Annotated in this window: 22 protein-coding genes; 8 read left to right on the plus strand and 14 right to left on the minus strand. The window is 60.2% G+C overall.

The genetic code is table 11. From position 1 onward, the window contains the following. Positions 1 to 196 precede the first annotated feature (196 nt). From NKH38_RS23275 to NKH38_RS23285, 3 genes are all read left to right on the plus strand, one after another. Positions 197 to 1,225, plus strand: a complete 1,029-nt coding sequence (locus NKH38_RS23275; protein ID WP_023669472.1) for a LacI family DNA-binding transcriptional regulator — start codon at positions 197 to 199, stop codon at positions 1,223 to 1,225. Between the two features lie 416 nt (positions 1,226 to 1,641). Further along, the gene (locus NKH38_RS23280; RefSeq protein ID WP_023669471.1) at positions 1,642 to 2,532 is read left to right on the plus strand and encodes an adenylate/guanylate cyclase domain-containing protein; all 891 of its coding nucleotides are present in this window, start codon (positions 1,642 to 1,644) and stop codon (positions 2,530 to 2,532) included. Positions 2,533 to 3,563: 1,031 nt separating this feature from the next. Continuing rightward, positions 3,564 to 3,824: a hypothetical protein gene (locus NKH38_RS23285; RefSeq protein ID WP_245260004.1), complete on the plus strand. Its 261-nt coding sequence runs from the start codon at positions 3,564 to 3,566 to the stop codon at positions 3,822 to 3,824. 276 nt (positions 3,825 to 4,100) lie between these two features. On the opposite strand, the gene NKH38_RS23290 is transcribed toward NKH38_RS23285, so the two are convergent. Then, a complete protein-coding gene (locus tag NKH38_RS23290; RefSeq protein WP_352762287.1) occupies positions 4,101 to 5,072 on the minus strand; it encodes a DMT family transporter in 972 nt (323 codons plus the stop codon). Between NKH38_RS23290 and NKH38_RS23295 the strand changes: the two genes are divergently transcribed. The 5 genes from NKH38_RS23295 (at position 5,059) to NKH38_RS23315 (ending at position 9,699) form a co-directional block, all read left to right on the plus strand. Then, positions 5,059 to 5,823, plus strand: a complete 765-nt coding sequence (locus NKH38_RS23295) for a CGNR zinc finger domain-containing protein (RefSeq protein WP_155929636.1) — start codon at positions 5,059 to 5,061, stop codon at positions 5,821 to 5,823. The two genes, NKH38_RS23290 and NKH38_RS23295, sit on opposite strands and share 14 nt — an antisense overlap. A 273-nt stretch (positions 5,824 to 6,096) precedes the next feature. Beyond that, entirely contained in the window at positions 6,097 to 6,300 is a 204-nt protein-coding gene (locus tag NKH38_RS23300) for a CsbD family protein (protein ID WP_023669466.1), read from the plus strand. Between the two features lie 174 nt (positions 6,301 to 6,474). Beyond that, positions 6,475 to 7,962 carry an ATPase domain-containing protein gene (locus NKH38_RS23305; RefSeq protein WP_352671936.1) on the plus strand — a complete coding sequence of 496 codons (1,488 nt, stop codon included), beginning with the start codon at positions 6,475 to 6,477 and terminating at the stop codon, positions 7,960 to 7,962. Beyond that, on the plus strand, positions 7,962 to 8,999 hold the full coding sequence (locus NKH38_RS23310) for a sensor histidine kinase (protein ID WP_031199112.1): 1,038 nt from the start codon (positions 7,962 to 7,964) through the stop codon (positions 8,997 to 8,999). Before NKH38_RS23305 ends, NKH38_RS23310 begins: the two co-directional genes overlap by 1 nt. A 577-nt stretch (positions 9,000 to 9,576) precedes the next feature. After that, positions 9,577 to 9,699: a DUF3606 domain-containing protein gene (locus tag NKH38_RS23315; protein WP_348529184.1), complete on the plus strand. Its 123-nt coding sequence runs from the start codon at positions 9,577 to 9,579 to the stop codon at positions 9,697 to 9,699. A gap of 81 nt (positions 9,700 to 9,780) precedes the next feature. Here NKH38_RS23315 and ligD read toward each other — a convergent pair whose 3' ends face one another. The 13 genes from ligD to nanR form a co-directional block, all read right to left on the minus strand. After that, positions 9,781 to 11,550 carry a DNA ligase D gene (ligD, locus tag NKH38_RS23320; RefSeq protein WP_352762283.1) on the minus strand — a complete coding sequence of 590 codons (1,770 nt, stop codon included), beginning with the start codon at positions 11,548 to 11,550 and terminating at the stop codon, positions 9,781 to 9,783. 96 nt (positions 11,551 to 11,646) lie between these two features. Next, entirely contained in the window at positions 11,647 to 12,006 is a 360-nt protein-coding gene (locus NKH38_RS23325) for a DUF4112 domain-containing protein (RefSeq protein WP_023669460.1), read from the minus strand. Between the two features lie 55 nt (positions 12,007 to 12,061). Further along, positions 12,062 to 12,556, minus strand: a complete 495-nt coding sequence (locus NKH38_RS23330; protein ID WP_352762281.1) for a YidB family protein — start codon at positions 12,554 to 12,556, stop codon at positions 12,062 to 12,064. 36 nt (positions 12,557 to 12,592) lie between these two features. Further along, positions 12,593 to 12,976: a DUF6894 family protein gene (locus NKH38_RS23335; protein WP_352762279.1), complete on the minus strand. Its 384-nt coding sequence runs from the start codon at positions 12,974 to 12,976 to the stop codon at positions 12,593 to 12,595. 13 nt (positions 12,977 to 12,989) lie between these two features. Continuing rightward, positions 12,990 to 14,969: a D-apionate lactonase family protein gene (locus NKH38_RS23340; protein ID WP_352762277.1), complete on the minus strand. Its 1,980-nt coding sequence runs from the start codon at positions 14,967 to 14,969 to the stop codon at positions 12,990 to 12,992. Beyond that, complete coding sequence (locus NKH38_RS23345; RefSeq protein WP_023669457.1) at positions 14,966 to 16,060, minus strand: ABC transporter ATP-binding protein; 1,095 nt, start codon at positions 16,058 to 16,060, stop codon at positions 14,966 to 14,968. The genes NKH38_RS23340 and NKH38_RS23345 overlap by 4 nt, the downstream gene beginning before the upstream one ends. Positions 16,061 to 16,072: 12 nt before the next feature. Further along, the gene (locus NKH38_RS23350) at positions 16,073 to 16,921 is read right to left on the minus strand and encodes a carbohydrate ABC transporter permease (RefSeq protein WP_023827582.1); all 849 of its coding nucleotides are present in this window, start codon (positions 16,919 to 16,921) and stop codon (positions 16,073 to 16,075) included. Beyond that, entirely contained in the window at positions 16,921 to 17,862 is a 942-nt protein-coding gene (locus NKH38_RS23355; RefSeq protein ID WP_023700503.1) for a carbohydrate ABC transporter permease, read from the minus strand. The genes NKH38_RS23350 and NKH38_RS23355 overlap by 1 nt, the downstream gene beginning before the upstream one ends. An 84-nt stretch (positions 17,863 to 17,946) precedes the next feature. Beyond that, positions 17,947 to 19,602 (minus strand): extracellular solute-binding protein, encoded by a 1,656-nt coding sequence (locus NKH38_RS23360; RefSeq protein WP_023689443.1) that lies wholly within the window; start codon positions 19,600 to 19,602, stop codon positions 17,947 to 17,949. Positions 19,603 to 19,722: 120 nt separating this feature from the next. Continuing rightward, positions 19,723 to 20,775: an NAD(P)-dependent oxidoreductase gene (locus NKH38_RS23365; protein WP_023689444.1), complete on the minus strand. Its 1,053-nt coding sequence runs from the start codon at positions 20,773 to 20,775 to the stop codon at positions 19,723 to 19,725. Between the two features lie 14 nt (positions 20,776 to 20,789). Next, entirely contained in the window at positions 20,790 to 21,566 is a 777-nt protein-coding gene (locus tag NKH38_RS23370; protein WP_023726880.1) for an HpcH/HpaI aldolase family protein, read from the minus strand. Positions 21,567 to 21,613: 47 nt separating this feature from the next. Then, complete coding sequence (locus tag NKH38_RS23375; protein WP_023669450.1) at positions 21,614 to 21,919, minus strand: putative quinol monooxygenase; 306 nt, start codon at positions 21,917 to 21,919, stop codon at positions 21,614 to 21,616. After that, the gene (gene nanR, locus NKH38_RS23380; RefSeq protein WP_023682279.1) at positions 21,919 to 22,626 is read right to left on the minus strand and encodes a transcriptional regulator NanR; all 708 of its coding nucleotides are present in this window, start codon (positions 22,624 to 22,626) and stop codon (positions 21,919 to 21,921) included. Before nanR ends, NKH38_RS23375 begins: the two co-directional genes overlap by 1 nt. Positions 22,627 to 22,998: the final 372 nt, after the last annotated feature.

The raw sequence follows: 22,998 nt of genomic DNA on the forward strand, positions 1-22,998 counted from the left end.
TGCCTCGATTTGATGGGAAATCTGCCTTTCTGGCACGCGACTATCACGCCGGGCGACGCGATTTAGCCCAACCTCCTTGCGCATCGGCTAAGGCTCGATACATCATTTCCCATCAGAATCGCTGATGGCTGGCAGCTGTGGCCGTCGGACGGGCTAGCGGCATTGTGCGATCTGATGCATTGAGGAGATGAAGACGGTGCGTTCCACCTTGACTGACATAGCCCGGGAAGCCGGCGTTTCCGCCGCCACCGTCGACCGCGTGCTGAACAACAGGCCCGGTGTGCGGGCGCGCACGCGTGAGATCGTGCTCGAAATGGCGCAGCGCCTCGGCTACATCGCGGAAGGCCCGAACGGAGCGCCGCCCAGGCCCTCACCTGGAGAGGTCATCCGTCTCGACTTCGCCCTGCCGGCCGGCACCAATTCCTTCATCAAGATGCTGCATCGACACATCGAGGCGCAGGCCCTAGCGCGCCCCGATCTTGACGTCCACATCGCCACCATAGAGGGCTTCAACCCCGACCGGCTCGCCCGCCTGCTGCAAGAATTGCGTGGACAGACACAAGGCGTCGGCGTGATCGCGCTCGATCATCCAACGGTGCGCGAGGCGATCCGCTCGCTGTCAGCCAATGACGTCAAGGTGGTGACCATCGCCTCCGACATCCTGCATGTTCCGAGAGTGGCCTATATCGGCATCGACAACCGCGCCGCGGGGCGGCTGGCCGGCTATCTGCTCAACCGCTTCATGGGATCCGAACGCCCAAGCAAGGTGGCGCTGTTCGCCGGTTCGCTGTCCTACCGCGGCCATGAGGAACGCGAGATGGGATTCCGGCACATCTTGACCGAGGAGTCGCCCAACCTCAAGATCGTCGAGATGCGCGAAATGCTGGATGACCGAGAGAAGGCTTATTCGGAAGCATCAGCGCTTCTGGACCGGCACCCCGATCTTGCCGCGATCTACAATGTCGGCGCCGGCAACACCGGCATCGCTCGGGCGCTCAAGGAGCGTGGACGCGCCAAAGACATTCTCTTTCTCGGCCACGAGGTGACAGACGGCACCAAGGAACTTTTGTTGGATGGGACGCTCGATGCGGTCATAGATCAAAATCCGCGCGTCGAGGCGCGGGAAGCGCTCAACATTTTAAGCCACTCTGTCAGGCACCTGAACTATGAACCGCATCAACCACGACTTCAGGTGATCTTCAAAGAGAATATACCTGAAATCTGATCAATGGATCCGTGATCGTATCGCAAAGCACAGCGTTGGCGTCGCCACCGGTCCCAAATACGAACGAGAGCCCGAATGATCTCGTCAAAGCCGCCGATCTGGCACTATTCCGTGCGAAGTCGGAGGGCCGAGATCGGGTCGTGGTTGATGGTGCATGAGAAGGCCGTCGCCCGTTGCAACTCGGTCAGCCTTTCCGAACCTAAAAAGACCAAGTCCACTCATAGCACCGAAGTCGCGAACGATTGGGGCGAAGAGGGTTCTGGATGTCGGCACGAAGCCGACGAATGGCATACGCCCGTCCGTCCGCGACGATCACCTGAGGCATCGCCCCGGCCCCAGGCGCACGAGCAGATATGTCGCAGGCAACCTCGTGTGTTATACACGCACGCTGACTTTTTGGGTCGGACACGAGATCGATGGACCAGGAAACGCTTCTTGCCGCAGTCCTCTTAGCTGATGTCGTGGGCAGCACGCCACTCTATGAGCGGATCGGAGACGATGCCGCTCTACAGCAGGTCTCGGATTGCCTGGACACGATGCGCGAGATCGTCGCCAAACACGGTGGTGATTTCATTTACTCGAAGGGCGATGACATACTCAGCCTCTTCGAGAGCCCGGAAATGGCGCTGACGGCCGTCTGCCAAATCAGCCACCAACTGACTAAAGGTCCGTTAAGCGCCCGTATCGGATTGCATTTCGGGGCGGTCATTCGCGCGCGGGGCGCGATATTCGGTGACGTTGTCAATGTCACCGCAAGGTTGTCCACCACGGCGAACCCCGGAGAGGTGCTGATCAGCCAGAGCTTCTGCGAAGCCCTTTCCCCGAGAAGCCGCAAGGGCCTGCGGCTCCTCGACAAAATGGCCTTGAAGGGGAAGCAAGAGTTCTTCGATGTCTATACCCTGTGGAGCGACGATGGGGGCCCCGGTACGCAGATCACCAGCCATGGCGCCACTACAGATAGACGCTCGGTCCTGCCGCGGCAGATTCATCTGGTCATCCGCTACAGAGATCAGCTGCGATCCTGTCGAAACGGCGAATCCGTGACAGTCGGCAGATCGGCGGAATGCGATATCATCGTCGAGCGGCCCTGGGTATCGAGGCGCCACGCCGCCTTCACCATATTGAATGGCAGAGCTCGGCTTCTCGAACGAAGCTCTTCGGGCACATTTGTGTCCATGGGACTGGGCCATGAAGTATTCGTACGCCGTGAAGATATTATCCTCTTCGGCTGCGGCGTCATCTCGCCTGGAGTGAAGTCGGCACTCGACGAAGCCCAGCTTCTTCACTACGAAATTGTCTCGGATTGACCCGGCCCGGCTACTAGCTCGACCGGTTTCGAGGTGGTTCGCTGCGCCCTCAATGTCGCGCCGTACTCTTTGACAGCCATTGGAATCGACCGTTCACAAATGTGCCAAGGCCAATCCAGGAACGTCTGCTCTCGAAGTTGGACTGCGAAGAGCTGACCTCCGTTTCCCTCGCTGAGTTCGACGGAGCCGCGGGCCGGTGCATCTCCCTCGCAGCATGCGGAGTTCTATCTGCTCCTAAGCCACATTCGGCAGGTGGATGGCTTCGGCAGCAAGCTGGCCCGCTCGATCGATGACGCGCTAGGTCTTGCCGCGAAAAGGCCGGTGCGTGGGAATTGTGCTGGACTGTCGGCCAGACAATGAGCTGGCGACGGGAGCGGCCGGCTGAAGCGGGATGCCCGGACCAATTCCCTGCCCTGTGTCGCCTTGATATCCCCAGGTGCTGAAGGTCAGCACCGGCTGTTGCAGCCCGGGGTCGACGAACGCTTCATCAGACCATTTGCGCCGCAATAGCTCCTCGAACACCTGCGAAGGCTCGCGATTGGGCTACCGTCACGAAAATTGGCCCAGAAGCGCAGACCACTGACATATCGCGGCGTCGAGATGGAGCTCGATACCACCGTCTTTGCAGCACCGGGGAAAATTCCTCTTGGGCCGATCGAGTTCAAGTTGGTGCGCCACATGCTCGACAATCCTGAAAGGTGATCAGCCGTGATGAATTCATCGCAGCTGGCTGGTCGCAGAAAGCCAGTGTGAGCGCCCAGGTGGTCGACGTTCACATGAGCCAGTCGCGAAAGTTGTTGAAGCAGTCGTCGCAGAGTTGCCATTCGCACCCTGCGGCTTGCCGGCTATTCTCTCGAAGACACTGCGGGCTGACGATCTCGGCGATTGGGTTCAGAAAGGTCGCTGCGTGAGGCCGCAAGGGGACCGACCCAATGGGAAAGGTCTTGGCAGCTAGGGGACTTAACGCCACCGACATTGCAGCCGGGCGCTGCTCTAATCGAGAGAAAGTCTGGGCGTATAGAACAAGCGACATGAGCGTGTCGGATTGTTTGCATTCAAACGACCTTTGCGACGTTATCCGTGCCTTCGCCTTGCTGGTGCCGGAGGAAATCATGACGTCGCCCGACAATTCGGTCGAACTCGTTCGCGACAAGAAGTGGACGGTCCGCATCACCGCCTACGGCAGCACCCTGACGTTTCCGTTCGAAGCAGAAAGCTATGCACGTTCTTATGCCGATGGTCAGGCATTCCGTCTCGGCGTTCAGGTGGCGGAACTGAAGCGATGCGGCTGACACTTTGTCGACGCGTTGGCGGATAGCCTGCATCGCGATCGGAACGAATAGGTCGCTGATTGCAGCCTCGCGATTTTTCCATCAAATCCCGCCTGCAATCTTGACAGCAACTCGGCAAAATCCCTCGCCGACTAGTGTTGTCATATGAGCTGGAGCTTTCCTCGCCGCCGGTGGAAGGCGGGATACGCTGCCGGGACAGCCCTCTTTTCGCATAGACGCGAACCTTGTGCTTTTCCGTCTCAAGGCTGATTGGCGGCTGGATGCGCGCGCCGTCTTTCATATTCTGCCATCAGCCCGCGCGGAGCGTGGAATCAACGGCGGGGAAGCGGATGATGTTTCCTGTTTGCGCTCGCGTAGCGCAATAAACGCTGCGAAGAGCATGATAGCCATGCCGATGATGTCGATCAGGCTAACCTCCTCGCCGTAGGTGATGATGCCAAGCACGACGGCAATGACGGGTGAGACGAAGGCAAATGCTCCGGCGCGCGAGGCGCCGATTTCGTGCAGGAGCCGGATAAATAGAGTGTAGCCTATGAACGAACCAAACAGCACGAGGAACAGCCACCCGACCCAGGCCGGCCAGCCCCAATTGCCTTTTAGAGCCGCGGTCGCGCCTGGCTCCACAACGAGTGAGATGAGAATTAGGAATGCGCCCCCGAAAAGGGTGGTGAAGCCGGCGATGAAGTCCGATGAATATACCTCAAGAAGCGGCCGCGCGAGCACCGAACCCCATGCATAGATTAAAGCTGCCGACGCCACCGCTGTCATCGCCAGCAGCCGGAGCCCCCTGCCCTGCTGGTCTGCGTGTGTCCAACTAGCATAGGCTTCGGGCCCGAACAGGACGCACAGACCGGCCGCACCGAGCAAAATCGCAAAGAGCCTGCGGCCGTCATAGCGTTCGTCCCCCAGAAGCAACGCAAACCCAAGCAGCGTGACGGGGGTCAGCGAAAGCTCAAGAACAGCCGCGGTGCCCGTATCGACGTAGAGCATGCCCCAAAAGAGTGGGCCATAGCAAAGCGGAATCATGAACAACGTAACAACGAAAAGACGCGGCCAACTCCTTTTCGCCACCCGTGGTAGAGCAGCGCCCCTTAGGCGCGTCGCGCTGAGGATCAGCAAGCCGGCTACTGTAAAACGCGTGCCTGCGAACATCATAGGCGGCACGGTGGCGATCCCTGCCTTGATACCGATCCACGTGGTGCCCCAGATCACACATAAAACCAGAAATGTCGCTGTGTTGCGGTTCATCGGAAGCAGCCTTCGCTGGGCGTTGTTGGTTCGTCGTAACGGCCAAAAGACGTTTATTTCGTTACAACGGCCTCTTGCCAATACGGTTCCGCCAACCGATGTTTCCGGGATGGATGGTGCGAAGACTATCGTCGACATGCGCATGGTTGGCGGTCACCCCTGCTTGGACTTCGTCAACACGGTCGACGCGCGACGCGATGTGTGGGGGCCAGACCTCTTGCAGACCTATGCCGACCTGGTCGTCTGGGCTGGACGTGCCGATTTGATCGACGTCGATGAGGCGCGAGCACTGCTCGCGGAGGCTCCCGCCCGCCCGCTCCTTGCGGAGGCGGCATTGGAAAAGGCCAAGATTTTGCGCGAGGCCGTTTACGCGGCTCTCCAGGCCGAGGCGGCAGGCGCCCGGGTGCCGGACGATGCCTTGCAAATCGTGCGCGATGCAGTCGCCCTAGCCCTGCCGAAGCGCTCGCTTTTCCCGTCCGGCGACCGCCTCGCTTGGCAGTGGACCGACGCAGCCAGTCTGAACACGATCGGCCACCGCGTGGCCTTTGAGACAGCCGAGTTTTTGGTGTCCAGGAATGACCGCCGCCGCGTGCGCGAGTGCACCGGGCCGAACTGCGGTTGGCTTTTCATCGACACCTCGCGTGGCGGGCGCAGACGGTGGTGCTCGGATGAGAGCTGCGGCACACGCAGCCGGGTAAGGCGCTTCAGGGCAAAAGCCGCAGGGAACATGGCTCCCGACAGCAAGAATTAGTATCTGACGCCAGGCTTGGATGACCAACGCAGCATAGTTGGCTTCACGCTATCCCTGTCGCTGTTTGTCCAACGAAGCTGGTCTCGCGAGCGACTGTGGCCAAGAGTGTGGAGAACACAGCCGGCGCGGCAAGCCATCATCGCGTTCCAGAGCGGGTTGCTTCGGGGCCGCCTACCTCGCCACGCTTCGATCGGTCGATCTGCTCAAACTTGACGGGAACTCCGGTAGCGTTACGGCGTTTTTCTCAGTCCGAAACAAACAAGGATAGGTGCCATGGACTGGAACCGTGTCGAAGGCAATTGGAAGCAGGTAAAGGGCAAGGTCAAGGAACAGTGGGGCAAACTCACAGACGATGATCTGGACCGTATTGCCGGTAACCGCGATCAGTTGGAAGGCAAGATTCAGGAGCGCTACGGCATTGAGAAGGACCGCGCTCGGCGCGACATCGATGACTGGTATGGCCGGCAAGGCTGGTAGGTCGCCGGTTCCAAACTGAACTTGAAAAAGGGCTCCGAGAGGTACGGCGCCCTTTTTTGCCGCGTCTCTTGTCGCCTTTTCGTGAGTCTCACGACAAGGGCGCTCACCGAGAGACGTGGAACCGCGAAAGGTGCCCGTCGTTATCTGGTTCTCGAAATTACATTGGGGGATTAGTTGGACAGAGACGACGCCTCGGCGATCACAACTGGAGTTAGCGGCCTCGACTACATTCTTCGTGGCGGCTACGCCAGGAACCGCTCCCATCTCATCGAAGGGAAACCAGGTTCTGGAAAAACCACTCTTGGCCTCCAGTTTTTGATCGAGGGCGCCAAGAATGGCGAGACATGCCTTTACATCACTTTGTCAGAAAGCCAGCGCGAACTGCTCTCGGTTGCTGGCCGTCACGGCTGGGATCTGAAGGGGGTGCAAATTCTTGAACTTGTGCCGCCGGAGCTCAGTTTCGATCCTGCGCAGCTACAGACATTGATCCATTCCTCGGAATTGGAACTCGGCGAAACCGTGCAGTCTGCCATGGCCGAGATCGGACGCGTCAGACCCGATCGCGTGGTGTTCGATTCGCTCTCTGAAATTCGACTTTTATCGCAAGGGTCACTGCGGTATCGGCGCCAGGTGTTGGCATTGAAGAGCTTCTTCATGCTCAACAATGTGACGGTGCTTATGCTCGACGACCTGACCGCTGAGCAGGATGACCTCAATTTGCATTCGATCAGTCACGGCGTCATTCGGATGGAGCAGCTGTCGCCCGTCTATGGTGGAGAGCGTCGGCGGCTACGCGTGATCAAAATGCGCGGCGTGCAGATCCGGGGCGGCTTTCACGATTTCGTCATTCGCCCAGGCGGCGTTATCGCCTATCCGCGGCTCGTTGCAGCCGAGCATGAGGTGGCCGAGCATGATACGCCGGCCATGAGCAACAACCGGATCGACACCCTGCTTGGCGGCGGGCTGGCCCGTGGTACCAGCACGATGCTGATGGGGCCGTCTGGCGTTGGCAAGTCTACCATTGCCTGCACCTATTGCTATGCCGCACTCGAGCGTGGCGAGCGTGTGCTGGTGCTGTTGTTTGACGAGACAAAGCGCATCTTCTTGGCGCGCGCCGCCGGGCTCGGCATGGACCTGGAGCCGTTTGCCGAGGACGGCACGCTGATGCTTGAATCTGTCAATCCGGCTGAGCTTTCACCAGGCGAATTGTCTTCGCGCATCCAAGCGGCCGTCGAAGAATCCAATGTGCGGATCGTCGTGATCGACAGCCTAACTGGCTATCTCAATGCCATGTCCGAAGAACAACATCTGGTGCTTCAGATGCACGAGATCCTCACCTATCTCAATCAGAAGGCAGTGGCGACGATCCTGCTGTTGGCCAATCACGGGCTGTTTGGGCAAACGGCAGCGCCGGTCGACATGACCTATCTCTGCGATTCCATCATGCTTCTGCGCTTCTTCGAGAACGCAGGTCAGTTGAGACGCGCGATTTCCGTTGTCAAGAAACGTGTCGGCCCCCACGAAGAGACGATTCGTGAGTTTAAAATCGGCGGTAACGGCGTGGCCGTAGGTGAGCCACTGGAACAATTCCGCGGCATCCTGATGGGATCTCCGGAATTTGAAGGCAAGCCGACAGACCTTCTGAGGGATAAGGCGCTGTGATGTCGTCCAGCCCCGCCGTTCTCGTGCTGGCGCCGCTTGGCCGTGACGCGAGGATCGCGGCCTCCATCCTGGCTACAAACCAGATTGCCTCGCGTGTGTGCGGCAGCTTGGAAGAGGCAGTGCCGCTTCTCGACGAGGCTCAGTGCCTTGTCGTGGCCGAGGAGGCCCTGCTCAGTTCCGATCGAACGCAGTTTGCGGCCTGGCTTGAAGCCCAACCCGCGTGGTCGGATTTTCCGATCGTGCTTCTGACGATGCGGGGGAACGAAGTCGACACGCGGATGGCATTTCTGGACCGCTATCTGATCGTGCTTGAACGGCCATTTCTGGCTTCGAGCCTCGCCAACTCGGTGCGCTCCGCCTTGCGTGCCCGCGCCCGCCAGCGTGAGGTCCAGTCCTACATCGAACAGAAGCGGGAGGTCGCCGATCGGCAGAAATTGCTCATCCGCGAGCTGCATCACCGCGTCAAGAACACGCTGGCCAACGTTCGCGCCATGATGGGCGCGACGGCCAAGTCGAGCGGCAACGTCGATGATTTCGTACGCGATTTTTCAGCCAGGCTCGTTTCCCTGGCCCAGACCCATTCGATGCTTACCGACGATTATTGGCAGACTGCCTCCCTGCACAAGCTGCTCGAAAGCGAGCTTGACCACTATGAGACGCGCGACAGGCCGCGTATCGTTCTGGAAGGCCCGAACGTAGCGCTAGTCGCCGACATTGCGGTCCCTGTCGGGATGGCTTTCCACGAACTGGCCTCCAATTCGTCGAAGTTTGGCGCGCTTTCGCAAACGGGAGGCCGCCTTGATGTCCGCTGGTCGTTAGGCGGGTCCGGCGATACACAGATCGTCAATCTTGACTGGCGGGAACGAGATGGGCCGAAAGTCGAGCAGCCCAGTCGCCGGGGGTTTGGCACGACACTTCTGGAAAAAGTCGTGACCGTGCAATGCAACGCCAAGATCGAATTGAACTACCATCGTGACGGCTTGCAGTTCACCATGGCCTTGCCGTTGCGAAACACGCGCCTTGTGCCGGCTTACTGAGCGGCAACGGAAAGGCTGGCTGGGCGCCGCGATAGGGATTAACTGAGCGTCACTCGGCAGGCTGGTCTAGCGCTTTAGCCAAAACATCAGTTCCGAAAAAGACCGCCTCTATATCTCCCATATGCCTCTGCAACATTGCGAGAGCTCCGGCGTGGTCTATGCGGCCGACCTTGGTGATGAAGTCGAACTCGTGCCGCGGCGCTGTGACCCGGGTCATGCGTCCTAGACGAAACCTTGGGCTCCCGGAGCGCAGTTTTGTCGCCTTCGTGGTCACCCCCCGCCATTTTGCTCACGATCCTCGTTGATAGCCCGGATGCGCATCTGAATCATCTGCGACCCGTCTGGGTTCCGACTGGCGTCGTAAAAAACCAAGAGGCCCGCAGACAGGCTCGATCGACGGTCAGCTATCCCGAACAGCAAACGAAATCACCCTTGCCTTTGGCCAACCAACTTTCGCCAGATCACCTTCGCAATGGCTGCGGCCCCAGTACGGTCGGACAGCCCGCGCCTCTGGCGGCCGAAGTGAGGCGCCGGGAACATACAACGTCGGTCGTTGTTTCTCTGATCAGGAGGAAAGATGATGGCAGACGATAAGAGCAAGCGTGATTTTCGAGATCGCAACCGTGTATCAGTCGATGAAGATTATGAGGTTGGCTATTTCGCCAAACAGCATCGTATCACGCCAGAACGCGCGAGCTAATCAGAGAACACGGCAACGACCGGAAGAGGCTCGGACGCGAGGCAAGGAAACTCGCTGATACCGGCTGATGGTCGCGACGCATCACGCGGCTTTTCGACGAGCGGGTCTGAAAGGCTGCGCGAGCGTGAAAACGTCTGGCCGGATGCCCGCCTCGACTTGCTTCCATGTGACCGGGTGGGCAATTGGGAAGCCGGGCCGCGCTCGCGGGGAAAAAGCGCCTATTGCGGTATTGCCCTGTCCGTTGCGGAGATAGTCGAGAAAGATCCGGCCTCCTCGGGCTGCGGGGTCAGCTGACAACAGGTATCGGTCAGGATCGGTATCAACCAGACGGTGGGCGAGCGACTTGGCCAGTTTCCGGGCGCTGTCATGGGTCATCTTCGCAACGAGCGGGGCCATCAAGTGGATGCCTTTGCCGCCAGTGACCTTTGGCCAGCTCTCCAAGCCTGCCGCTTCCAAGATGCCCCGTAGCGCCAGCGTGGCCTCGATCACATCGTCCCATGGAACGCCTTCTCCGGGATCGAGGTCGAGGACGAGCCGGTCCGCATGTTCGATGTCATCAATCGTCGCGTTCCACGGATGAAGCTCAACGGCATCCATCTCGACCAAGCCAAGCAGACCATCCATGTCATCTATCCATACCCGAATGCCTTCGCCGCCTTCGCGCTTTTGAACCCGGAGCTGATGTACGGACGCCGGTATCCGAGGTAGCGGTCCCTTGTGATAGAAGGTTGCGCCGGAGGCGTGGCGGACCAGCTTCAGCGGTCGCCGAACCAGATCAACTAGAGCTTGATCAGCGACCCGCCGCCAATAGTCTGCCAGCTCTTCCTTGGAAGGTGCAACCGCATCGGGTAGCAGCTGGAGAATGTTCTCGCGCGGGACGCCGTGTTGTCCTTCCGACCTCCGCTTGGACGGCGACGGAGGCTTGGGCGGGATTGCCTGAAGGTCCTCGCGGAGTCCCTTGAAGACCGCCTCACGCAAGATGCCCCGGTCCGACACGCCACTGAATTGCACCTCGGCAAGAACGTCTGGTTCGACCCATGTCGCCTTGGGCTTCTTGATCGGCTCCGACAGCGGTGACTTGGCGGTTACAAGCGGATCAAGCCGCTCCCTAACGCGCCGGGCTGCGTCCAGCGTATAGCCGGTCTGGGCCTTCCCGGCATAAAGCAGCCGGTCGCCCTCTCGCCTGCCGATGTACAACGATGCGATGCGGCGCGGCTGCGCGCCAAGTTTCTCGACGAAAGCCACGATTGGAAAAGTGTCGCTCTTGACACATTTGACCTTGACCCAACTGGTCTGGACGCCCGAGCGGTAGTGAGCATCCGCTCGCTTCGATACGATTCCCTCTATGCCCATCCGGCAGGCATGGTCGAACATATCCTTGCCGTTCACCTCCAGATGCTCGGCATAAGTCAGGGTTGGCTCGGTTTCGGTCAGCAGCTTCTTCAGCGCAGCCTTGCGCTTCACTAACGGTTGTTCCCGTAGATCACGGCCATCGAGGTACAGGAGGTCGAAAGCGTAGAGAGTCATCCGCAGCGAACTTGGGTTGCCCAGCTCACGTTCCATGGCTTGATAGTCCGGCAGGCCGGTGTCGCCCAGGACGACAGCTTCACCATCGATGATAGCGGATTTGACCGGCAGGCTTGCCGCGGCCTGAACAATCCTCTTGTAACGGTGGGACCAATCGTAGCCGCGACGCGTGAATGCTCGCGCCTTTCCGCCTTCAACGACCAGCTGCGTCCTGTAGCCGTCATATTTGATCTCGTGAAGCCAATCTCCGCCTTCGGGAGCTTTCTCGACCAGTGTGGGCAATTGGAACTCGATGAACGAAAGCCGGTCAATGGCACTGGTCATATGTTCGCGACTCCAGGAATCGCGACTCAAGCCCCAGCGCCCCTGTCGGTTCCGAGCCTTTTAGAAGAATTGCATCGCGACGATTGCTTATCCGCCTCACTTGTTGATGTGACGGCGCAGCAGTCTGATGTTGCGATTGTTCGCCTTAAAATAGACGTCGAAGATCGAGCCGAGAATTGGGACACTTCCTACGAGCGTATCCAGCAGCACGTTGCCTAGCATGCGGGCGACCAACCCATTTCCGGCACCGACGTTTCGAGCTCGCAAGACGATGTAGGCCGAGATAATGCCCGTCGCCGCATCTCCGAGTACGGGAACCAGACCTACGAGCGCATCCAGTCCAAAACGAATTGATGTGCCTGGAATGCGCCAGCGGGAATCGAGTAGCGCGGCCAATAGATCCAACTCGGCAAGTACGTTTGCTGTATGACCACCGTGACCGCCCTGCCCGATCATGCCAACTCGCGCGCCAGTACGATTTAGTATCTCTCCCTGATGGATAGCCGTCACCTTAGATATCGCTTTGACCGCCTGAATTCGCTTGCGTCCTGTGCGATGGCACGTCGTCGAGCAAGGTCGTCTCACCGGAGCTTTTCGGCGCCTCAACGGGCAATTCACCAGTAGGCGTCATCTTGCTGACGGCCTCAGGCAAATCTCGCGTGATCCGGCTTATGAGTTCCTCGCGCGAAAGGCCGGTCTGCATCGAGAGGGAAGTCAGGGTTTCTTCGTCTATGGCTGCTTCCACCTCGCTTGGCTGGATCGGCTCGTTCGGCCCGGTGCCTACCCACGAATCGACCTTCGATCCGGCGCCTGCCCCTCTGAACCGGTCGAGAATATCGCCAAGCGCGGTCCCCGAAACGCCTTTTGAAAGCTGATCCAGAATCCCGCCTTGCGGATCATTTGGGTTGCGATCATCCGCTCCACGGATCATGTCGCCGATCTTGTCGCGATTTTGGTATGCCAAGACGCCGAGCATCGCGATCGCCAATTTTCCCAGGTTAGCCATTGGTACCTCCACTGTTCAATGGACAAGGGCTCAACATCACAAAAGTTCCGACCGGCGACGATCTAATTGAATAAGGGCTGGCGTATCGACACAGACGTGAGCGGTGCTGCCTAACCGGCTTGTTTCCGTTTGCGGTGCGGCTTCGGCCTCGCAGACGCTGATCGTGCAAAGCTCGTTGCCTGCCTGATCGCGCATGCGCACTAACCATCCGGTCATATCGTCATCGCCCAGATCAGCCAACAGGCCGATTACGCAACGGATCGCTTCGGCGCGAGCGGCCTCAAAACTTGGCGTCTCGGCAGGCGGAACCTGGCGAGCCTGGTCGCCGTCGCGATAGTAGAACGTATAAGCGAGATGGATCCCGCGCGCTGCCTTAGAGTATGGAACTACCACCCTCATCTTTGACGGGGGTTTGGCCAACAGCGAACATCGGCTAGGCCTGAGACGATCGATCGAGGTCGACTCGCGCGACGGCGTAGGCGCCAAGCGAGATGCTTTGATCATCCAGCGGTCTTGCGGAACTTTCCATGAAGTCGGGATCGGTTGCCGCCCGCTCGAACTGCTCGGCGCCGAGAAGAGCTATGCGGGCGCTGCTCGGCGAATCCGAAAGCCTCACAGATTGCGTCTTGGCGGTAAGGTTAGCGACCCACAGGGTCACGCGGCGATCTTTTTCAGCCGCGATCGTCACGACGCCGTCACAGCCGGAAGTTCCTACGGACAGCAAGGTGGCTCCGCCGAGCTTTGAGAGACCAGCCAAGACATGGAAAGCGGGATAGACCGTTGGGCCATCCTGCTGGTCATACCATGGCTGCACGAAATCAGCCTTCCTATGGATTTGGCCAAAGGGGCCGGCGAAGTCACCGAACGCGACGGCATCGATTCCTTCGCGAGCGCAGGCCGCGAAATATCCGACAGTCCAAGCCGCATTAAACAGCCCGCGCTGACGAGGATCAATGCGCGATAGACAGACGCGAGCGTTCGCTTCATTCGGCGCAGTGGATTTTCCGTATGGGTTCTCACGGCAGCCGAGCTGGATGGGACCGATACGCAGTGGCAAGCGTTCCCCCATGAAAGCATGCGCGGAGCGGATTAGATGGGGGATTGCCTGAAGTGTCTCCATCACCGAGACATCATCTGCGGCGTGCACGCTTGGACAGGTGGTGAAGGTCACGTAGTCGAGCGCTTCGGCTGGCGGACGCTTGCGGTTGAGTTCGGTGAAGTAAGCGGCCATGCCGCCGCCCAGCGCGATGCCCGGGAAAGCCCGGCGAGCGGCGGAGTAGCTTTCGTGGAAGCTGGGCATAGTCGGCCACGGTGCTCCCGGCTGTACGGATGTCATGTCCTGCGCCGGAAATACGGAGACAGCTTCTAGTTTGAGGCCGAGTGAGTGGACAGCATCCGCGACCGGCGCCAATTCGCCGAATGGATCGCGCGTGCCCTTGGTGACAATCTCGAGGACCACGCCAGCGCCGGTCAGCCGTGCGAGGGCGGCGTAGCTTTCTAGTTCGTCCTGGCCGTGTGCGATCCGGAGATCGACCTGGCAGACCATCCACTGCGGAGCCATTCGTCGTAGGAGCTCGGGGGTTTCGAGCGCGTGCTTTGCCTCGTCGGCGGCGACGCCGACGCCAGTGCGGGGCACTCGGCCGACCGGTCCGCCGATCGTCAGGTTGATGAGTGGATTGCGATTTTCAGACGTCCCGGCAGGGAGCGTTCCTGACACGTGAAGCCGGACGGCCTGCGTGAATTTCTGGCCCTTGGGCAGTCTGTAAGGCCACAGGCGACGCAGAGGGCGGACATATGTTTTATACGAGGCGTCAGACCAATTGCGTTGGTCCTCCATCTCAAAGGCATCACCCTCCATGGTGCATGTCGCCCAGATCCCAGGCGCGATCTCGTGCGACAACGCCCGGATGTCGGTGAACGGACATTTTGGATCGATGTGGTCCGGAAAGAACGATAGCTCGTCGTGACCATCCTCATGCAGCACCTTTATCGGCTTGCCGGCTAAGCCCTCGATCGGATGAAGGACCACGAAGCCGGTCCGATTCGTCAAAAGGTCAGTCTCGGGCTCTGCCTCCGCCACAAACGACAGCGCACCATCGCCACTGCCTGAGACGCGCGCCCGGTAAATCAGGCGGCCGGATGTTGCGGCACATGTTGCACGGTATTCAATGGCGAACGCATCCGGCCTCTCGTCGATCCGCAGATCATCGAGAACGGTGGTACATGTTCCCCAGTTTTCGTCCCGTACAAGAAACGAGATTCCGCGCAAGACCTCGATCGTCCCAACGTGGATGTAACGCAACGCCCCATTGTCGAACGCGACCGACAAGGATCCCGCGCGCAGCGTGCGCAGCGGTGCCTCGAGCTGTTCGGTGCCACACAAGCGGACTGCCAGGGAAGCTGCCGAGGTCAAATTGCGCGCTCCGTCGTGGCGTCGAAGATCGAGGCCCGGTTCATGTTGATGTCGATCGCAAGCTTCTCGCCCGGACGGCTGACATCGTGCGCCTGCAGCTCAGCCATCACCGGCGCGCCGGCCAGTCGGAATGTCGCGTAACTGCGCGAGCCGGTCGGCTGCAGCAGGTCGATCGTTGCCTCATAGCGAAACGTGCCCTGCTCCGGCGTTGCAGTGTGCGCACGAGTGAGGTGTTCTGGCCTCAACCCGAGCAGCACCTGCTGTCCGTCCGCGACGCCCTTCAGCCCCCTGCCGCGCGCTAAAGGCAGCAGTGCATCCGCTAGCCGGATGGCAGCGGCGCCTGCGTCCAAGGCAAGGGTACCTGGCAGGAAGCTCATCCGCGGCGAACCCAGGAACCCAGCGACGAACGTTGAGGCCGGGTGCTCGAACAACTCGAGTGGCGCGCCCTGCTGCTCTATCAACCCGTCGCGCATCAGCACGATGCGGTCAGCCAACGTCATCGCTTCGATCTGGTCATGGGTGACGTAGATCATCGTTGTCGCAATGTCCTGGTGAAGGCGTTTGATTTCGCCGCGCATTTCGTCGCGAAGCTGTGCGTCGAGGTTGGACAGCGGCTCGTCGAACAAAAAGATGCGCGGGTTGCGGACTATGGCGCGGCCGATGGCGACGCGCTGGCGCTGGCCGCCGGATAATTGGCGCGGAAAACGCCCCAGCAAGGGAGTGATGCCAAGCATGCGTGCCGCCTCGGCCACGCGCACCTCGACCTCTGGCTTCGGCATCTTGCGAGCCTTGAGGCCGAAGCCAATGTTCTTGGCCACGCTCATATGCGGATAGAGCGCATAATCTTGAAACACCATTGCCACGTCGCGATCGCGCGGCCGGAAATCATTGACCACCTCGCCGCCGATCTCGATCGTGCCTTCCGATATCTCCTCCAGGCCGGCGATGGTCCGGAGCAGCGTGGACTTGCCGCAGCCGGACGGTCCAACCAGAACGGTGAACTGGCCGTCGCGAATGTCCAGGTCGATGCCGCGCACGGCATGGAACGCGCCGTAGCGCTTGTGCAAGCCGGTAATTTTGACTTCGGCCATGCGGGAGCTTTCCTAACCGCGAACGGCGCCGAGCGTCAGCCCGCGCACCAGATGACGTTGAGCAAGGACCCCAAGGGCGATCGATGGCACAAGGGAGACGATGGCAAGGGCCGCGGCTTCGCCATATTGCGCGCCCTGGAAGCCGATGAAGGCGCGGAAGACCGTTGGCAGTGTAAAGGCAGTTCGGCTGGTCAAGATCAGAGCGAAGAAGAACTCCGTCCAGCATGCAATGAAGGCGAAGACAGCCGCCGCGACGATGCCCGGTGCTGCGAGCGGCACGGCAACGCGCCAGAACGCCTCCCATCTCGTGCAGCCATCGACGAGGGCCGCCTCCTCCATCGACTTCGGCATGCCGCGGAAATAGGCGAACATCATCCACACCGAGACCGGCAGCGTGAAGACCGTATAGGCGATGATCAGGCCGACATGAGTGTCGTAGAGCCCGACCTGGCGATAGATCAGGAACACCGGCAGCACGATGCCGATCGGCGGCAAAAAGCGCTGCGACAGCACCCAGAAAGACAGATGCTTGCCGCCGGTGTCGTAGCGCGCCAGGCTATAGGCCATCAGCGTGCCGAGCAGCGCCGAAAGCACCGTGGCCGAAAGCGAAATAATCAGGCTGTTGATGAGCCCGTCGAGACCACGATAGGCGAACAGCGCAGCTTTGTAGTGGACAAGCGTCGGAGCGGCGGGGAACCAGACAGGCGGTACGGTGAGGTAGTCGTCGCTGGGCTTGATGGAGGTGTTGAACATCCAGTAGAGCGGCCACAGCACGAACACCAGGAAGAACCCCAGCAGCAGAATTCGGCCGATCGGCAACGACCGGCGTTTCCTGCGGCGGGCGGGCGCGACGGCGGCCATCAGACCGGTTCCACCTTCAAGAGCCGACGCACCAGCAACGTCACGATGAGCGCCGTAAAGATCAGGAACAGCCAACTTCCTGCTGTTGCCTGCGACAGATGAAACTGCGTGAAGCCTATGGTATAAAGATAATAGGAGGCCGTGTAGGTTTGTGTTCCTGGGCCACCCCCTGTCATGATGAAAATGGTATCGAACATACGGATTGCGTCGAGCAGACGGAAGGTCAGCGCCAGCAGCATCATCGACCCGAGATGCGGGAGCGTGATCGCCCAAAAAACCTGCCAGGCGTTGACGCCGTCGAGTTCTGCCGCCTCATAGAGATTGGGTGGGATTGCGGTCAGCCCGGCGAGCAGGATGACGAACATGAACGGCGTCCACTGCCAGACATCGGCGATGATCAGCGAGACGTAGAGCCACGGGCGCTCCGTCATCCAGCCGATCGTAACCTCCTGCCCCAATAGTTGCGTCAGGACATAGTTGGTCGGTCCAAAAGGCCGCTGTAGGAGCAGCGTCCAGGCTTGGCCAACGATGACCGGGCTGATGAACAGCGGCACGATCAGGATCGACATGATCACACCGCGGCCCGGAAAGCTGCGCACCATTGTCAGCGCCACCAGGAGGCCGAGAACGAATTCTATAGCGACGCTGATGCCCGACAGCGATGCTGTCAGCAACAGGGACCAACGTGCTACGGGATCGAACACGACCCGCTCGAAGTTCTTCAATCCGACAAAGGCGTGGCCCGGCACCTGGAAGTCGTAGTTGATGAAGGATACCACCAGCGAGAACAGAAGCGGATAGATCGACAGTGCCAATATCAGCAGCACAGCGGGGCCGACCAGCAGCCACTTGAAATGACGGTCTGCCCATTGGGCAAAGGCAGACAGCCGGGGCGGTGCGCCGGCGGCCTTCAAATGACGGATCGTGGCGGTGGGCTGCATAGGCGTATCCTATCGCCGCTTAGCGGGGAGGTGTTGCGAGCCAAGCGCCCGCAACACCAATTGCTCCAGAGAGTCCGCCTCCCTTCAGAGGGTGACCGCCATGCCAAGTTTTTCCACCGTGTTGTCGGCGGTGGCGCCAGGCAGTTTCAAGAACTCGGTGTAGAAGCCCTTCTGCGAATCCACACCCAGTCGGTCGGTCGTCTCGTTCCACTCGGCGGCCGCCGTTTCAAGCGACGCCTTCGGATCCGCACCAGCCCACACCGCCGTGCACATGCGATCGATGCTCAAGAAGTAGTCCTGCGCGCCTGGCATGATCGGGTCGAGCAGACCGACGTTTGCCGAGTTGTTGAGGTTGGCAAGGTACTCCTTGGCACTCGGGAAGAGCGCGCCGTAGAGCTCGGACTTGAAGTGCGAGATGCGGTACGGGTCGCGTAGCGCGTAGGGCAGCATGCAACGTGCCAGCGAGACGGGTGGCGAGCATACCCACTGCATGAACAGATACGCCGCCTCAGGGTTGGGCGAGTCGGCCGACAGTGCCTTGTTGTAGCCGGTGGCATGTTCCGGATTTCCCGGAACCACGGCATAGCCGACCTTGCCGGCGATTTGGGACTGCGGAATGAAGTTGATTGCCGTGGCCGACTGCGAATAGTTCGCCGCCATACGGCCGCTAGGAGGCCAGGAATAGATCATCGCGACTTTGCCGGTCAGGAAAGCCGCCCACAAGGAGACGGCGTCGAGCTCGTTGTTGCCGGGGATCGAGGCCTTGTTTGCGGCGAGCATGTTTGTCAGCGTCTTGACGCCGGCATCCGAAACCAAACCTGCCTTCATGTCGTCGCCGAAGAGTTTTCCGCCGTTGGCCCGGTACTGCTGCAGAAAGTCGAACTGATTGCCGGGGCTGCCCGCCTTGCGGAAATGTCCCGCGCCATAGACCTTTGGCGCCATCTGGTCGGTGATGAACTGGGCGATCTGGGCATATTCTTCCCATGTCTTGGGCGGTCCAAGCTTGGTGTTGAACTTCGCCTGGTAAGCCTCCATCATTTTCGGATCCTCGAAAATGTCCTTGCGGTAGTAGAGAGCGAACATGTCGCCGTCGTCGAAGAACCCCCAGATCTTGCCCTTGTAGGTCGGCAGCGCCTTGTACAGGGGATGATAGTCCTCGAGGTCTGCCGGGTTCATGTATTTGGCGATGTAGTCGTCTAGCGGGGCGATAACGCCGCCATCGGCAAGCGACGGCGTCCAGGCCGGCGAGATGTCGAGGACGTCATAGGCACCCGAGCCGGCGATGTGCTCGGCGACCGCCTTGGAGTACTGGTCCGGGTTCGACAGCTCGACGACATTCGACTTCATCCCGGTAAGCTGCTCCCACATCGGCCCGCTGAAATTGCGCGGGTCGAGTGCCTGCAGGCCAGCCTCGTAGGTCATGTTGAGGGTGACGCCCGAATGCGCCTTGGCCGCCTCCGCCGCGCGAAAGGCGGAACCGTCCGCAGGCCCTTCCTTCGATGCTTTCAGGGCTGCGGCCTGCGCCTGGCCGAGCGGCGACGTGCCGTCCGCCAATTCCAATGTTTGCTGCGCCAGCGCCCAATCGGTCATCATCCCCAGCAGCGGGCCGGACACGGCCAACATGCCGGTCATCTGACCGAAGCGGGTGATGAAAGTTCGGCGGGTGGTTTCGCCGCGCATGAAGGCGTCGACCTCTGCTTCGAGACCTGCCTGAAAGTCACGTTTTTCACGATCGTTCATAGTGCTTGGTCCTCCCATTTTCCTTTTGCTTCACTCGTCCGCCGGCGCAGCGGTCAAGCATTTCCTCCCGTAAGGTCGCCGCAAACAGGCCGCGGCGGCGCGCCGAAAATCAGTGTCCTCCTAGGTTCCAAAGCGGGCGGCGAGCCCAGACAGCCTGGTCTTCCACAGCTCGCTCGAAAGCACCTCGCGATTGACCACGCCGCGCGGCTCGCGACCGCGCTGCACCTCCATTACCGCTTTGACGTCCGCGGCACCGTTGCCGGCAAAGCACTGGTCGGTCCAGCAAAGCGCGTGCGGCGCCAGGATGACATTGTCGAGTTTGAGGATCGCATCGTCTGCGTCGGGAGGCTCTTGTTCCAGCACGTCGAGACCGGCGCCGGCGATGCGGCGCTCCTGCAGTGCTTGCGTCAGAGCTTTCTGGTCGACGATCGGGCCGCGCGCGGTGTTGATCAGGTAAGCTGTCGGCTTCATCAGGGCGATCCGCTCGGCATTGACGATGTGGTGGGTCTGGGACGACAGGGGGCAACTCACCGACAGCACGTCGGCGCGGCGAAACAGATCCTCCAGCCCTACCAGCTCGACGCCCAGGTCGGCAGCGACCCCCTTGTCGGCAAACGGGTCATGGGCAATGAATTGCATGTCAAAGGGCTTCGCCAAGCGGAAGACCTCGGCACCGATGTTGCCGATGCCCAGCGACCCAAGCGTACGCCCGACGAGGCCGACCCCCATATGTTCGGAGCGCTTCTCAAAACCAACAGACCCTTTGCGGGTGAGCGCGTCCTTTGTCAGCAGCTTGCCGGTCAGCGCCAGCATGAAGGTGACGACGGATACGGCGACGGGCCGTCGCACGCCATCGGGCGTGATGACCAAGGCAATACCGGCTGCGGTGCATGCCTCAACGTCGACAGTGTCGTAGCCGACCCCGAAGCGGGCTACGACGGCCAGGCGGCCGCTCCTCGGGACACTCGTGGCATCGAAACGATGGGCGAGGAGGATCAGCGCATCGAAATCCTCAAGTTGGTCGGCGCGAAGCGGACTGTTTGACTCCAGGAACACCATCTCGACAGCTGTCGCATTGCGCAGCGGCTCCAGATCGAAATCTGGGTAGGTCGGCGAGCCGTCCGGCCTGCGGAAATCACCGGAAAGCGCCACCCTGAATTTCACGCTGTCCATCGTCTCCTCCGTTCCTATTGGCACCCGGCCCGGATCTTGGAAACCGCGTCGGCGATCGCGTCGTGCAGGACCCAAACGTCGCCTGAATAACAAATGAAATCGAAGCCCTGTGCGTAGAACTCGTGTCCCTGGGCGACGTTGGGCACCAAGCGTCCAAGCGATTTGTTGTGCTTCTTGGCGGCGGCAACGATTTTGGCCATTGCAGCAGTGAAAGTGGGGTGGGCGAAGTCGCCAGGAATGCCGAGCGAGACGGACAGATCGAAATGTCCGACCCACAGACAATCGACCCCGTCCAGTCCCGCGATGCCGTCAATGTTCTTGACGCCGTCGGCGGTCTCGATCAGGCAGATGAACGTCGAGCGCTTGTTGGCGGCCTCGAATTTGTCAGCGACCGAGCCCGGACGGTAACGGTCATGAGCGATCTGCAGCGCCACGCCGCGGGCGCCGGCAGGGTGGTATTTCATGGAGTTGATGATGTGCTGCGCCTGTTCGACGCTGCTCACCATCGGCGCGATCAGGCCTTCGGCGCCCATGTCCATGGCGCGGGCGAGGAAATGGTAGTCCTGCGACGGCACACGCACCATGACCGGCAGATCGGCCGCCTCGAAATAACGGATCGCACTCTTCAGCGTTTCCAAGCTAAATCCCGAATGCTCCATGTCGAAAAAGACGAAATCGCAGCCAGCGGACTTCAGGATGTGACCGATTCCCGGCGTGGCGAACTCGGCGACGAGCGTACCGAGCTTGACCCGCCTGTGAGAAGCTAACGCCCTGAGACTTGGCTCCGACATGCACTTCCTCCCGTTCGCCCCAATGGGCCAATCCGCCTATGTTCGCTTCAATGCGTGGCTTCAAGAACGAGGTCGCAGGTCGTCACTAACTTGGTCACGACGAGCGGCGCGCTCTGCGTATTGAATTCGTCGAAATGAGCGGTGCGGCAGTGGTCCTCGAATGCGGCCTCGCTATCGTAAATCTCATAGAGCAGGACCCGATCCAGTTCGCCGCGCGCCTCCGTCACGTCAAAGCGGCGACAGCCGGCCTCGGTGCGCATCGAGGCGGTCGCATTGGCGTCGACAAGTTCTCGGAATCTGTCCCGGGCACCAGGCCTCAGGCGGAAATCGACCCAGACGACAAATCCGGTCATCACTTGGGCCTCGCAAGTTGCAGATACCGCTTGGCCACATATTCGAGATGGCTGCGCATGGCCGTCTCTGACGCGTCTGGATCGCGCGCGGCGACGGCCTCGAAGATTTCGCGATGAGCCTGGTAAGCCTTGCGGTCTTCACCCTTGGCCAATGTGGTGCGACGCTGTTCGAGCAACCATTCAGCCAAGGCCGCGTGAATAGCTGTAAAGATCCGATTGCGGGTGATTACCGCCAGCACATAATGGAAGTCTACGTCCGTGCGCTCGAAGCGCGCCAGATCGCCGATCGACTGCCGGTTGAGTTCGAGCGCCTCCTTGAGGCTGTCAATGTCTTCCGGGGTAGCATGCACAGCGGCGTTGCGGGCAAGACCGACCTCGAAAAACAAGCGCGCGCTCTGGAAGTCGTGAACGCCTCCCGGCGCCGAAATCATGTGCCGAGCCGGCCCTGAAAGGGCGTCAATCACGAATTGAGGAGTGGGTCGAGTGACGCGGGCACGCTCCCCCGATTTTACCTCGACAAGGCCCATTTTGCTAAGATGCAGCAGCGCCTCACGGATGGAAGGCCGCCCTACCCCGAACTGCCGCATGAGTTCCCGTTCAGATGGGAGACGGTCGGCTTCGGCCAACTCTCCCTCTCGGATCATCCGTTCGAGGTGCGCTGCCACCTCGTCCGAAAGCTTCCGCTGCTTGATCAGAACTCCGATCATGTGGCATACCTGTTATACCAGTCAGGTACGTTATGATCCCATAGCACCCTTGTCAACGATGTCTAAGCATCCGGTAGCCGAGCCGTTTAATCACTCCGCCGATGTCGAGGCGTCCTTTGCACACGCCTTCAACGTCTTCACCAAGGATATCGGTGACTTGAGGAGCGCGAGCACACTCTGCTCGGTGTTCCGATCGGGGACCGTCTTCGAACCCTGGGTCGGGTGGTCAGTTTCAACTGCGGTGTGGACCGCAGTGAGTGCCACCGGGCCGTGTGCTGGCCGAGACCTACCCAACCGCCTGCTTATGAGCCGCAACATGAGCCCTCGATGGCAAAGTAGACCTCGACCTGAGCAAGACCAGCGAATGGAAGT

This window comes from Mesorhizobium sp. M1078 (assembly GCF_040318615.1).
Classification (GTDB): Bacteria; Pseudomonadota; Alphaproteobacteria; order Rhizobiales; family Rhizobiaceae; genus Mesorhizobium.

Excerpts from the sequence above, each read along its gene's own strand:
- NKH38_RS23280 (WP_023669471.1), top strand. The coding sequence starts at position 1,642 with ATGGACCAGGAAACGCTTCTTGCCGCAGTCCTCTTAGCTGATGTCGTG.
- NKH38_RS23285 (WP_245260004.1), top strand. The coding sequence starts at position 3,564 with ATGAGCGTGTCGGATTGTTTGCATTCAAACGACCTTTGCGACGTTATC.
- NKH38_RS23290 (WP_352762287.1), bottom strand. The coding sequence starts at position 5,072 with ATGAACCGCAACACAGCGACATTTCTGGTTTTATGTGTGATCTGGGGC.
- NKH38_RS23300 (WP_023669466.1), top strand. The coding sequence starts at position 6,097 with ATGGACTGGAACCGTGTCGAAGGCAATTGGAAGCAGGTAAAGGGCAAG.
- NKH38_RS23310 (WP_031199112.1), top strand. The coding sequence starts at position 7,962 with ATGTCGTCCAGCCCCGCCGTTCTCGTGCTGGCGCCGCTTGGCCGTGAC.
- NKH38_RS23315 (WP_348529184.1), top strand. The coding sequence starts at position 9,577 with ATGATGGCAGACGATAAGAGCAAGCGTGATTTTCGAGATCGCAACCGT.
- ligD (WP_352762283.1), bottom strand. The coding sequence starts at position 11,550 with ATGACCAGTGCCATTGACCGGCTTTCGTTCATCGAGTTCCAATTGCCC.
- NKH38_RS23325 (WP_023669460.1), bottom strand. The coding sequence starts at position 12,006 with ATGATCGGGCAGGGCGGTCACGGTGGTCATACAGCAAACGTACTTGCC.
- NKH38_RS23330 (WP_352762281.1), bottom strand. The coding sequence starts at position 12,556 with ATGGCTAACCTGGGAAAATTGGCGATCGCGATGCTCGGCGTCTTGGCA.
- NKH38_RS23345 (WP_023669457.1), bottom strand. The coding sequence starts at position 16,060 with ATGGCCGAAGTCAAAATTACCGGCTTGCACAAGCGCTACGGCGCGTTC.
- NKH38_RS23350 (WP_023827582.1), bottom strand. The coding sequence starts at position 16,921 with ATGGCCGCCGTCGCGCCCGCCCGCCGCAGGAAACGCCGGTCGTTGCCG.
- NKH38_RS23355 (WP_023700503.1), bottom strand. The coding sequence starts at position 17,862 with ATGCAGCCCACCGCCACGATCCGTCATTTGAAGGCCGCCGGCGCACCG.
- NKH38_RS23360 (WP_023689443.1), bottom strand. The coding sequence starts at position 19,602 with ATGAACGATCGTGAAAAACGTGACTTTCAGGCAGGTCTCGAAGCAGAG.
- NKH38_RS23365 (WP_023689444.1), bottom strand. The coding sequence starts at position 20,775 with ATGGACAGCGTGAAATTCAGGGTGGCGCTTTCCGGTGATTTCCGCAGG.
- NKH38_RS23370 (WP_023726880.1), bottom strand. The coding sequence starts at position 21,566 with ATGTCGGAGCCAAGTCTCAGGGCGTTAGCTTCTCACAGGCGGGTCAAG.
- NKH38_RS23375 (WP_023669450.1), bottom strand. The coding sequence starts at position 21,919 with ATGACCGGATTTGTCGTCTGGGTCGATTTCCGCCTGAGGCCTGGTGCC.
- nanR (WP_023682279.1), bottom strand. The coding sequence starts at position 22,626 with ATGATCGGAGTTCTGATCAAGCAGCGGAAGCTTTCGGACGAGGTGGCA.